Annotated in this window: 13 protein-coding genes; 12 read left to right on the forward strand and 1 reads right to left on the reverse strand. The window is 67.5% G+C overall.

Annotated elements, in window-relative coordinates; translation table 11 throughout:
- Nucleotides 1-603, forward strand: a 603-nt coding sequence (locus D472_RS0115535) for an AIR synthase-related protein (RefSeq protein ID WP_017605398.1), incomplete at its 5' end; no start/stop codon positions are given.
- 87 nt (nucleotides 604-690) lie between these two features.
- Nucleotides 691-1,341, forward strand: coding sequence for a cellulose binding domain-containing protein (locus D472_RS0115540; RefSeq protein WP_017605399.1), 651 nt, complete (start codon nucleotides 691-693; stop codon nucleotides 1,339-1,341).
- A gap of 129 nt (nucleotides 1,342-1,470) precedes the next feature.
- On the opposite strand, the gene rpmB is transcribed toward D472_RS0115540, so the two are convergent.
- Nucleotides 1,471-1,656 (reverse strand): 50S ribosomal protein L28, encoded by a 186-nt coding sequence (gene rpmB, locus D472_RS27670; RefSeq protein WP_013151263.1) that lies wholly within the window; start codon nucleotides 1,654-1,656, stop codon nucleotides 1,471-1,473.
- A 387-nt stretch (nucleotides 1,657-2,043) separates the two neighbouring features.
- Here rpmB and recG point away from each other — a divergent pair, with 387 nt between their 5' ends.
- The 10 genes from recG to D472_RS0115590 form a co-directional block, all read left to right on the forward strand.
- Nucleotides 2,044-4,236: an ATP-dependent DNA helicase RecG gene (gene recG / locus D472_RS0115545; protein ID WP_017605400.1), complete on the forward strand. Its 2,193-nt coding sequence runs from the start codon at nucleotides 2,044-2,046 to the stop codon at nucleotides 4,234-4,236.
- A 19-nt stretch (nucleotides 4,237-4,255) separates the two neighbouring features.
- Entirely contained in the window at nucleotides 4,256-4,822 is a 567-nt protein-coding gene (gene rsmD, locus D472_RS0115550; RefSeq protein WP_017605401.1) for a 16S rRNA (guanine(966)-N(2))-methyltransferase RsmD, read from the forward strand.
- A 259-nt stretch (nucleotides 4,823-5,081) separates the two neighbouring features.
- A complete protein-coding gene (gene coaD / locus D472_RS0115555; protein WP_017605402.1) occupies nucleotides 5,082-5,558 on the forward strand; it encodes a pantetheine-phosphate adenylyltransferase in 477 nt (158 codons plus the stop codon).
- 254 nt (nucleotides 5,559-5,812) lie between these two features.
- A complete protein-coding gene (locus D472_RS0115560) occupies nucleotides 5,813-6,361 on the forward strand; it encodes a YceD family protein (RefSeq protein WP_026117730.1) in 549 nt (182 codons plus the stop codon).
- Between the two features lie 130 nt (nucleotides 6,362-6,491).
- Nucleotides 6,492-6,668, forward strand: a complete 177-nt coding sequence (gene rpmF / locus D472_RS0115565) for a 50S ribosomal protein L32 (RefSeq protein WP_013151268.1) — start codon at nucleotides 6,492-6,494, stop codon at nucleotides 6,666-6,668.
- Between the two features lie 322 nt (nucleotides 6,669-6,990).
- Nucleotides 6,991-7,755 carry a ribonuclease III gene (gene rnc / locus D472_RS0115570; RefSeq protein WP_026117731.1) on the forward strand — a complete coding sequence of 255 codons (765 nt, stop codon included), beginning with the start codon at nucleotides 6,991-6,993 and terminating at the stop codon, nucleotides 7,753-7,755.
- A gap of 3 nt (nucleotides 7,756-7,758) precedes the next feature.
- Complete coding sequence (gene mutM / locus D472_RS0115575) at nucleotides 7,759-8,613, forward strand: bifunctional DNA-formamidopyrimidine glycosylase/DNA-(apurinic or apyrimidinic site) lyase (protein ID WP_017605405.1); 855 nt, start codon at nucleotides 7,759-7,761, stop codon at nucleotides 8,611-8,613.
- A gap of 94 nt (nucleotides 8,614-8,707) precedes the next feature.
- Nucleotides 8,708-8,995 (forward strand): acylphosphatase, encoded by a 288-nt coding sequence (locus tag D472_RS0115580; RefSeq protein ID WP_017605406.1) that lies wholly within the window; start codon nucleotides 8,708-8,710, stop codon nucleotides 8,993-8,995.
- Nucleotides 8,996-9,316: 321 nt separating this feature from the next.
- The gene (locus D472_RS0115585) at nucleotides 9,317-9,508 is read left to right on the forward strand and encodes a hypothetical protein (RefSeq protein ID WP_017605407.1); all 192 of its coding nucleotides are present in this window, start codon (nucleotides 9,317-9,319) and stop codon (nucleotides 9,506-9,508) included.
- Between the two features lie 366 nt (nucleotides 9,509-9,874).
- Nucleotides 9,875-11,502, forward strand: a 1,628-nt coding sequence (locus D472_RS0115590) for a chromosome segregation SMC family protein (protein ID WP_033303969.1), incomplete at its 3' end; no start/stop codon positions are given.

Genomic DNA, 11,502 nt, shown 5'->3' on the forward strand with positions numbered 1-11,502 from the left:
TCAAAGGTGCTGACCATCGCCGTCACCGCCTTGGGGGACCTGGAGGGGCGCACACCGGTACGGCGCGACGGCGCCCGGCCCGGTGACGTGGTCGCCTACACCGGTCACCTGGGCTTGTCCGCGGCCGGGCTGGCCCTGTTGGAACACGGGGTGGAGGGGCCCGCCTCCTGCCTGGCCGAACACCGCAGGCCGAGCCCGCCCTACGCGTCCGGTCCCGAGGCGGCCCGGCTCGGTGCCACCGCCATGCTCGACGTCAGTGACGGCCTCCTCCAAGACCTGGGGCACATCGCCCGGAGCAGTGGGGCGCGCCTGGACTTGGCTTCGGAAGCCTTCGATCCCGATCCCGCGCTCCTGGAAGCGGTCGAAGTACTCGGACTCGGTGCGCGCGGCGTCTCGGAGGCCGCCCGCGCGATGATGCTGGTGGGTGGGGAGGACCACGCCTTGGCCGCGACCTTTCCACCAGAGGTGGACCTGCCGGCGCATTGGCGCACGGTGGGGACCGTGATGCCCGTTCAGGAAGGCGCGGACGGGGAAACCGCTATCGTCACCGTGGACGGAAACGTGATGAGCGGTGGGGGATGGGATCATTTCCGACGGGAGTGAGCCATTTGGATTTGTCCTGTTTGGTGATCGCGCTAGGCTGTGCCATCGCGGAGCGCAATAGCGTCGAGAGGCGGTTTATGAGGCGACATGGCTAGGCGACGTGGTGCTCGCCGTGGAGCCCACCGTAGTGAACCGCAGGACGCCGGTGCTCTGCGGCGGTTCGGCGGCCTCCTCCAGAGCACGGTCCCCAAACGGGTCGAACCTCCCCGGTTGCTCAACGTCCTCGTCGTCTCCGGCATCCTTTTGGGGCTGATCCTGTTCGGATACAGCACCACCCAGATCTACCTGCAATTCGGGAGCGCGCCTGGCGCCACGGAAACCCCCGGGCCCCAAGACGAAGGCGAACCGGGCAATGCGGTTCCGTCCGCCCCCGAGGTCGACGACACACCCTCACCGGGTGCCGACGGTCCGCAGACCCAGGCCGGAACCGAACCCACCACGGTGGTCTACCGGCTATTGGAGAGCACCACGGTCGGATTCACCGGACACGTCACCGTCACCAACACCTCGGACACGACGCTCCAGGCCTGGGAGTTGGCGTTGGCCTTCGAAAGCGCCGAGGTCACCGAGGTGCGTGACGCCGACTGGGAACCCCTGGAGGACGGAATCCTGGCTCGTAGGACCGGGGCCGAGGCCGCACTGGAACCAGGGGAATCGGTCTCGCTCACCTTCGACGCGGTCGGTCCCGCGCAGAGCCCGATCCGCTGCTCGCTCAACGGGCACGTCTGCGAGCTCTGAAGCGATCACACCACCGGCCTCGACAGTCCTCGCCGGGCACACTCTCGCACCCTTCACATGGCCCATACGAAGAAGACCCCCCGACGTGAAGTCGGAGGGTCTTCGTTCGCTGCTACGGGCCGGATCGCCTCAGCGGGTCACCTTGCCGGCCTTGATGCACGAAGTGCAAGCGTTCACACGCTTGGGCGTGCCGCCCACGCGGGTGCGAACGGTCTGGATGTTGGGGTTCCAGCGGCGGCGGGTGCGACGGTGCGAGTGGGAAACACTGTTACCGAACCCTGGTCCCTTGCCGCAGACGTCGCAGACGGAAGCCACGGTAACTCCATTCAAGCGCTAGGGATCGCGCACGTCGCCGCACGCGAAGGTTCATCCGACCGGGGAAGGTCGGGCGGACAGGTCGGCGCGAACGCCAACCTTGGAAGAGTACACGAAGGAACTGCCCGAGAATGGCATCAGGGCCACTGGACGGCATCCGTTCGCGCAACGGTGGAACATGGTGCGGCCGAAGCCTGCGGCACCCCCACCGGAGCATCGGGCTCAGCCACGCGGGCATGGCGAGAACACGACGAACTCTGACGAGTATACCCCCGTCGCGGGGGGCGGACGCCAACTCGGAGATCGTTCCGTCCATGGGCCTCGGACGTCGCACCGGCGGTCTACCGTGGCGAGGGATCGACGCACGAGTCCAGGACGGGGACGACAGTGAGCACCTGGGACGAGCCGCTGCGCAAGGGACCGCTCGGCGGCAGGACGGCCAAGGCCTTGGCCGACAAACTCGACCTGCACACCCTCGGCGACCTGCTGCGCTACTACCCGCGCCGCTATGACCGCAGGGGAGACCTCACCGATCTCGCCCTCCTACGCGAGGGTGAGGACGTGACCGTGCAGGCCAAGGTCCTCGACGCCCGGCGCAAGACCATTCCCGCTCGCCAGGGCCGTCGCCGTATGGACATGATGGAGGCCACCGTCACCGATGGAACCGGCCGGCTGCACCTGACCTTCTTCAACCGCGGCTCCTACCACCAGAGCGCCCTGGTGCCGGGGCGACTGGCCATGTTCTCGGGCCGGGTCTCCACCTTCAAGGGGCGCCGTCAACTCGACCATCCCGAGTACGTGCTGCTCGAAGAGGACGGCTTGGACGGGGATGCCGCCCGCGCCTACGCCGACGAGATCATCCCGGTCTACCCGGCCGTCAAGGGGTTGGACTCGGCGACCATCGCCCGTTCGATCAAAGTGGCCTTGGACTACGCGATCGACATCCCCGACCCCCTCCCGCCTTCTTTGCGCACCGAACAGGGACTGCTCGGTGTGTACGAGGCCTTGACCCGGATCCATCGGCCCAAGGACATGGATCGACTCAAGGCCGCGCGGCGCCGACTGAAGTGGGATGAGGCGTTCGTTCTCCAGCTCGCCCTGGCCCAGCGTCGGCGGCGGGCGGAGGAGATGCCCGCCAAGCCCCGCCCCGGTATGGCCGGAGGCATACTCGACGCCTTCGACGCACGGTTGCCGTTCACCCTCACCGAAGGGCAGCGCGAGGTGGGGCGGAGCCTGGCCGAACGTCTCGACGCCACCCACCCCATGCACTGTCTACTGCAGGGTGACGTGGGCGCGGGCAAGACCCTGGTGGCCCTGCGCGCGATGCTGCGGGTGGTCGACTCCGGTGGTCAGGCCGTCCTGCTCGCTCCCACCGAGGTGTTGGCCGGGCAGCACCTCCGTTCCATCCGCGCCATGCTCGGGCCCTTGGGACGGGCCGGGCAGATCGATGGGGCGGAGCACGCCACGAGGGTGACCCTCCTGACCGGTTCCATGGGCGTGGCCGCTCGCAGGGAGGCGTTGCTGGAAGCCGCCTCGGGCACCGCCGGGATCGTGGTGGGCACCCACGCCCTGCTTCAAGAACACGTCTCCTTCGCCGACCTGGGCCTGGTGGTGGTGGATGAGCAGCATCGCTTCGGTGTGGAACAGCGTGACGCCCTGCGGGAGAAGGCCACCGACGGACGCCCGCACGTGCTGGTGATGACCGCCACGCCCATCCCCCGTACGGTCGCGATGACCGTCTATGGGGACCTGGACGTGGTGTCCCTGACCCAGTTGCCACAGGGGCGCTCCCCCATCTCGACGCACGTGGTTCCCACGAGTGAGAAACCGCACTTCCTCACCCGTGCGTGGGAGCGGATCCGTGAGGAGGTGGCCCAGGGGCGGCAGGCGTTCGTGGTCTGCCCTCGGATCGGTGATGGTGACGACGAGGTGGAGGCCCCACCGGAGGGGGAACTTCCCGGGGCCAGGCCGCCGTTGGCCGTGCTGGACGTAGTGGCCCGGCTCACGAAGGGGCCGTTGGCGGACGTGCGGGTGGAGGCGTTGCACGGACGGATGGCCCCGGAGGACAAGGAGGCGGTCATGGGTCGTCTCAACGAGGGCCGGACCGACGTGGTGGTCTCCACCACCGTCATCGAGGTGGGTGTGGACGTGCCCAACGCCACCGTCATGGTGATCATGGACGCCGACCGGTTCGGGATCTCCCAGTTGCACCAGTTGCGGGGTCGGGTCGGTCGTGGGAGCCTGCCCGGTCTGTGTCTGCTGGTCACCGACTCCGAGGAGGGCACTCCGGCCAGGGAACGGCTGACGGCGGTGGCCTCGACCACGGACGGGTTCGAGTTGTCGCGCGCCGACCTCCAGATGCGCAGGGAGGGCGATGTCCTGGGCGACGCCCAGTCGGGGGCCCGGTCCAGCCTACGGATGCTCACCCTGCTCTACGACGAAGAACTCATCGGGAAGGCCAAGGAAGCGGCCACCCAGTACGTGGAGCAGGACCCGGCGCTGACCGCCCACCCACCCTTGGCGCAGGCCTTGGCGGCCCTGCTCCCGGAGGAACGCGCCGAATACCTCGACAAGACCTGAGCCGCATACCGTGGTGCGTATGACCCGCATCATCGCCGGGGTGGCGGGCGGTCGGCGCATCGACGCCCCCGACGGCCGCACCACCAGGCCCACCAGTGACCGTGCCCGGGAGGCGTTGTTCGCCTCCGTCCAATCCGACTTCGGCACCTTCGATGGGCTGCGGGTCATGGACCTGTACGCGGGGTCGGGGGCGATCGGTCTGGAAGCCCTGTCCCGGGGCGCCTCGCACGCCCTGTTGGTGGAGGCGGACCGTAAGGCCGCCAAGGTGATCGAAGCCAACATCAGGGCCCTTGGGCTGCCCGGCGCGCGGTTGGTGACGGACCGGGTGGAGCGAGTGCTGGCGCGGGGCGGCGTCGGGGAGCCCTATGACCTGGTCGTGGCCGATCCGCCCTACCCGGTCACCGAGGACGAATTGGCCTCGGTCCTGAGGGATCTGCTCGCACAGGGCTGGTTGGCGCGGGACGCGGTGGCCGTGGTGGAGCGTTCCAAGCGTGGCCCGGAACCGCGTTGGCCCAAGGGGTTCGAGCTCGATCGCAGCCGCAAGTACGGCGAGGCGATCCTCTGGTACGCGCGGACGAGCCAGTAGTGCTAGGGCGGAAGCGTTGCCGGTGGGACTCACAGGTTCTCATCTGGGCTGCTCTTGCCTCTGGCAGCAAGACCACGGGGAGTGGGCCGAGCCGGTGAACCTTGACGGCCAACGCACTGGCGAACGGCCATGGAGCGCTCTTCTTCAAGCCCATATATGGGTGAATGTGGGCACTAAGTGGGTGTTGCCCGAATCGGCGTGGGAATGAGCCCCTACGATCGCGGTACCCGTGAGTAGTTCTGGAGAGGGGCGATCCATCGTGCGCAAAGTCGTCTGTCCGGGTTCCTTCGACCCGGTGACCTACGGTCACATCGACATCATCGGTCGAGCCGCCAAACAGTACGACGAGGTCATCGCCGCCGTACTCAACAACGTCAACAAGCGGGGCCTGTTCACCGTCCCGGAGAAGCTCGACATGCTCCGCGAGGGCACCTCCGAGTTCGAGAACGTACGGGTCAGCGAGTTCGACGGGATGCTCGTCGACTTCTGCCGGGAGAACGGCATCCAGACCATCGTGCGCAGTCTGCGCTCGGTCAGCGACTTCGACTACGAGCTACAGATCGCCCAGATGAACTACCGGCTCTCCGGGGTGGAGACCGTGTTCATGACGGCCAACCCGCAGTACTCCTTCTTGTCGTCCAGTCTGGTGCGCGAGATCGCTCAGCACCGTGGCGACGTCTCCAGCCTGGTCACGCCCTACGTACAGGAGCGACTCAAGGAGAAGTACGCTCCGTAGTCCTGGGCCCGGCTCGGGCCCGGTTCGGGCGCCGAGGGGTGGGCCCGCCGGAGGGCTGATTTGGGTGCTCGGGGACATGGTAGGTAGAATCAGCGTTCGACCACGGGCGTCGCCGGTCCTCGGCGTGCGCTCAGGCCGGTCAGCACCACCGTGAACGACCGATGCGCAAGCGTCGGCGAGCGCGCGCCCGGCCCCGCCACCTCTTCTTTGAAAGCGCGATCACTCTGTCTCGTCTAGATGCCCGCGACCCGTACGTGGTCGACACCCGTCCGCTGGGTCGCCAGCCGGGGTCGATGCGGACCGTCAACCGTATCGTGACCCTCACCGAAGGGTTCGAGACGGCGATGGCGAGTGTGCCCGAGGGCCAGGAGATCGAGTTGGACCTGCGCCTGGAGGCCGTCATGGAGGGGGTCCTGGTCACCGGGACCGTCACCGGGCGCCTCACCGCCGAATGCTCCCGCTGTCTCGACCCCCTGTCCGAGGAGCTGGAAGCCGGCTTCCAGGAGATGTACCGCTATGCCGGGGAAGAGGACGGGAGCACCGAGACCGGTGACGAGGACTCGGGCGACGAGGATGAGGACTACTATCTAGAGGGCGACCTGCTCGACCTCGAACCGGTGGTTCGAGACGCCGTCGTTCTCGCGCTCCCACTCTCGCCACTGTGCGGCCCGGACTGCCCCGGCCTGTGCTCCGAGTGTGGCGTCAAACTCGCCGAGGCCGGACCCGAACACGGGCACGGCGACGGCGTCGACCCGCGTTGGGAGGCGCTCCGCAAGATCGCGGAGGACCCCGGCCGGCAGTGAGTTCGTGAGCCGGTCGCCCACGGTGCCCCAGGGCCCGATCGATCGGAGCACACCCTCCCCGCGACAGCGTGCGGGGTGACCAGATAAGCGACCTCCCGCGACCGCGCGGGGGTGACCCAGGAGGATTGAAGTGGCCGTCCCGAAGCGGAAGATGTCGCGGAGCAACACCCGGACCCGCCGTTCCCAGTGGAAGGCGTCGCGCCCGGTGCTGGTCAACTGCCCGCGTTGCCGTGACCCGAAGCAGCCCCACATCGCGTGCCCGACCTGCGGCACCTACAACAACCGCCAGGTCACGAACCCGGCCTAACGATGGAGGCCGCGGGCCTGGTGCCCGAACCCGGTCTTCGTGTCTCAGCGGGGCGGAACCCACCGAGGGATCCGCCCCGCTTCGCCGTGTGAAGGCGGGGCGCCGGAACCACCTGGCGCACCCTTCGTCGCCCGATCTTTGTAGAGTGAACTCCGACAACAGGGGAATCCCACCCTCTCCACCCGAGGCTCCCGAGATCGTGGTGGCCGCCGGGGGAGCGCAGGCTCCCGCGACGATCACCTCGTTTTCGAGCGCACCGGACGGGTCGAGGGAGCCCCACCACCTCGCGCGCTTCGGCGCGTCCGACAGGGAAGCGAACGCCGTGGCAAGCCAACTCTCCGCATCCGAGGCCAGGTCCTTCCACCGGGCGATCGGGGTCGAGGTCGACCCCAAGATCCTGCTCCGGGCCCTCACCCATCGTTCCTACGCCTACGAAAAGGGCGGTCTGCCCACCAACGAGCGCCTGGAGTTCCTCGGTGACTCCGTGCTGGGTCTGGTGGTCACGGACACCCTCTTTCGCAAGCACCCGGACCTACCGGAGGGCCAACTCGCCAAGCTGCGCGCGGCCGTGGTGAACATGCGTGCGCTGGCCGACGTCGCCCGTGGGCTGGGCATCGGTGAGTACATCCGGCTGGGACGTGGTGAGGAGGGCACCGGGGGGCGGAACAAGTCCTCCATCCTCGCCGATACCTTGGAGGCCATCATCGGAGCGGTCTACCTCGACCGTGGTCTGGACATGGCCTCGGAGTTCGTGCACCGCCTGTTCGACCCGTTGATCGCCAAGGCCTCGGGGCTGGGCGCCGGACTGGACTGGAAGACCTCGCTGCAGGAGCTCACCGCCGCCGAGATGCTGGGTGTGCCCGAGTACCACGTGGACGAGAGTGGTCCCGACCACCAGAAGACCTTCCGTGCCACGGTGCGCGTGGCGGGGGAGAGCCATGGATTGGGCGAGGGGCGCAGCAAGAAGGAGGCCGAACAGCAGGCCGCCGAGTCGGCGTGGAAGGCCATCCGTGCCCGTTCGGAGGTCGACGCGGCTCAGGGCAAGGGCCAGGGCGACAAGTCCAAGGGCCGCGGCGGGCAGGGCTGAGTCGTGCCGGAACTTCCCGAGGTCGAAGTGGTGCGCCGGGGCCTGAGCGAACACGCGGTGGGTCGTCGAATCGAGGCCGTTCAGGTACTGCACGCCCGTTCGGTGCGCAGGCACCTGCTCGGCCCCGCCGATTTCGTCGATCGCCTGGTGGGTCGCGCGCCGACGGCGGTACACCGTCGTGGCAAGTACATGTGGTTGGTGCTGGACGGCGGTGAAATGCTCCTGACGCACTTGGGCATGAGCGGTCAGATGTTGGTGCAGCCGCAGGGCAAACCGGACGAGAGGCATCTGCGGGTGCGTTTGGCCTTGTCGGACGGAAACGAACTGCGCTTCGTCGACCAGCGCACCTTCGGCCACCTGATGGTGGATGAGCCGGGGGAGCGGGCCGAGGTACCCGCTTCGGTGGACCACATCGCCTTGGACCCACTGGACGCGGAATTCGTTCCGGAGGCGTTCGTGCGGGCACTACGGGCCCGGCGGACCGAGGTCAAGCGGGCCCTGCTGGATCAGTCGCTGATCAGTGGTGTGGGCAATATCTACGCGGACGAGGCGTTGTGGCGCTCCCGATTGCACTGGGCCCGTTCCACCCGGGGGCTGACCAACGCCCAGGCATTGGAGCTACTCGGCCACGTGAGCGACGTGATGAACGAGGCGCTGGAGGTGGGCGGCACCACCTTCGACGGTCTATACGTCAACGTCAACGGGGAGAGCGGTTACTTCGAGCGCGGACTGAACGCGTATGGACGGCGGGACGAACCCTGTGGTCGCTGCGGGACCGCGATCGTACGAGAAGCGTTCATGAATCGTTCCTCGTTCAGCTGCCCGAGCTGTCAGAGGCCACCCCGTTCGTCTGGCTGAACCCTTGTGAAGACCGTCGATCGGGTGCTGGGTAAGGGCGTTCTGGCGTGTGGGTGAGGAAAATATCTCCACGAGGTAAGGGGGTGCCCTGGCCGTGGGAGGGCAGGATGAACCGGTCCGGTTGACCGTATGGGTGCGCGGACGGGTTCAAGGCGTGGGTTTTCGCTGGTGGACGCGTTCTCGTGCGCTGGAGATCGGGTTACGAGGAGCCGCCACGAATCTGGACGACGGCCGTGTGGAGGTCGTCGCGGAAGGATCTCGGAGCGACTGTGAACAGCTCTTGGAGCACCTCAAGAGCGGTGCGACACCGGGTCGTGTGGATTCCGTGGTGGAACGTTGGAGCAAGGCCGGGGGTGCCTTCGCCGGCTTCGTCGAACGTTGAGTATCCTGGAAAGGTAACGCGATTCGAGTGCACCACCACGGAGCGGGTCGGTCGCACGACGGGCGCTCATCTGGTCGGGTAACGGCTCCGCCGGGGTGGACCACGCTCGCATCGTGCGATGCCACATGCCCTGATGCCGTTGGGCTGGGATGTGGCCGTTACGGACCGTTGTAATCAAATCTTGACCAGCGACGCGCATGGTGAGACTCTTGAAGACACACCGCGCACCTTCCACCCGGAACCCCGGTTGAGAGCCGAATCCGTTCCGGGACGTCACACGTGCGTATCATCACTGGTCACTCAGTGTGGAGGACCCACATCATGGCGAAGGCTCTGTTTGGCCACGTCGGCGGCTCCGACCCTCGGATGGTCTCGGAAATGCGACGGCTTCAGAAGCGGGTACGCGACCTGGAGGACGAGATCGGCCGTCTCCAGGCACAGAACGACCAGCTCAGCATGGCCGTCACCGACGTCGCTACCAACGCGACCGACCGCGAGCCCGCGCTCGCCTGACCCGTATCACCCGTTCGGATCCGCGCCGGCGGAACGAATCAGATCTGTCGATCCACTGACGGGGACGCCGAGGATGGAACTGGCGTCCCTGGGCGGATCGACGGCCGGGCCCTGTTCGGCCACCAATTTCCGCTTCCTTTCCTTGACTTTGCGGCTTCTTTGTACTTTGTACCCGGCGTACTCGAGGGCAACCCCACGTGTTCGCCGGACGTCCCCTTCCCCGTCTTCGCTGTCCACGGTGGCGTGATTCATCGCGCTGAAGAGCCCTAACCTCCCTCTTCGGCCCCCACTTCGTGGCACCCTTGATTGTCGGCTCGGTGAGGATCGCCCGTGGCCGAACGCGGTGACCATCGTGGGGGGTGTGGGGTGTACCTGAAGAATCTGACGTTGCGCGGCTTCAAGTCGTTCGCTTCGGCCACCACCCTTCGTTTCGAGCCGGGCATCACCTGTGTGGTGGGGCCCAACGGCTCGGGTAAATCCAACGTCGTCGACGCCCTCTCCTGGGTGATGGGTGAACAGGGGGCAAAGTCCCTACGCGGCGGCAAGATGGAGGACGTGATCTTCGCGGGTACCTCCACCCGTCAGGCCCTGGGCCGCGCCGAGGTCAGTCTCACCATCGACAACACCGATGGCGCCCTGCCGATCGACTACACCGAGGTCACCATCAAGCGGACGATGTTCCGTAACGGTGGTTCCGAGTACGCGATCAACGGCGACACCTGTCGACTGCTGGACATCCAGGACCTACTCAGTGACTCCGGTATCGGTCGGGAGATGCACGTCATCGTCGGGCAGGGCCAGCTGGACACGGTCCTGCACGCCGGCCCCGAGGAACGTCGCGCCCTCATCGAGGAGGCCGCGGGCATCCTCAAGCATCGCAAGCGCAAAGAGAAGGCGATCCGCAAACTCAACGCGATGCAGGGCAACCTGGACCGTGTCACCGACCTCACCGCCGAACTGCGACGCCAGCTCAAACCCCTGGGACGACAGGCCGAACTGGCTCGTAAGGCCGCCGTCATCCAGGCCGACCTGCGCGATGCCCGTCTGCGCCTGCTCGCGGACGACATCGTCACGCTCACCGAACAGCTCAGTAAGGAGGAAGCGGACGAGAAGGAGGTCCTGCTTCGACGCGGTGCCACCGAGTCCGCTCTCAAGCAGGCCCAAGAGCGTGAGGCCGAGTTGGAGGCACAGGCCGCCGCCGCCGCGCCCACCCTGGCCCGGGCCACCGATACCTACCACGCGCTCTCTCGTCTGACCGAACGCTTGGACGCCGTACGAGGTTTGGCCACCGAACGCCATCAGAACCTGGTGGCCGTGCAGGGCGAGATCCTCAGTCGGCGCGACCCCGAAGAATTGGAGATGGAGGCCGAGGAGGCCGCCGCCCAAGAGGAGGAGCTCCAAACCCGACTGGAAGAGGCACGTGAGGTCCTGGAGGCCTGCGTGACCGAACGCTCCGCGGCCGAGGACGCCCTGCATCGGGAGGAACGCCGCTTGGAGACCGCCTCCCGCGCCGCCGCCGAACGCCGCGAGGGCATCGTGCGGCTGGCCGCCCGGGTGGAAGGTCTGCGTGGCCGCCTGTCCTCTCACGAATCCGAGATCGCCAGGTTGGAGGAAGCGGCTCGACAAGCGGCCGAACGCGCCGTGGCGGCCCAGGCCGAATACGAGATGGCCGGGGAGGAGGCCGCCGGACTCGACGAGGGCGACGCCGAACTCGAGCAAGCCCAGGAACGTTTCGCCCAACGACTGGCCGCGGCCGAGACCGAACTCAACCGGCTCCGCGACGACGAACGCACCGCCGAGGGCGAGCGCGCCGCCCTGGCCGCCCGTAAGGAAGCCCTGGAACTGGGCCTGGCGCACAAGGACGGGGCCGGCACCCTCCTGGAAGCGGACCTGCCCGGCATGCTCGGTGGCCTGGCCACCCTGGTACAGGTCGAGACGGGCCACGAGACCGCCGTCGCCGCCGCCTTCGGAGCGGCCGCCGGTGCCGTGGCGGG

The organism is Nocardiopsis alkaliphila YIM 80379 (genome assembly GCF_000341005.1).
Lineage (GTDB): Bacteria > Actinomycetota > Actinomycetes > Streptosporangiales > Streptosporangiaceae > Nocardiopsis > Nocardiopsis alkaliphila.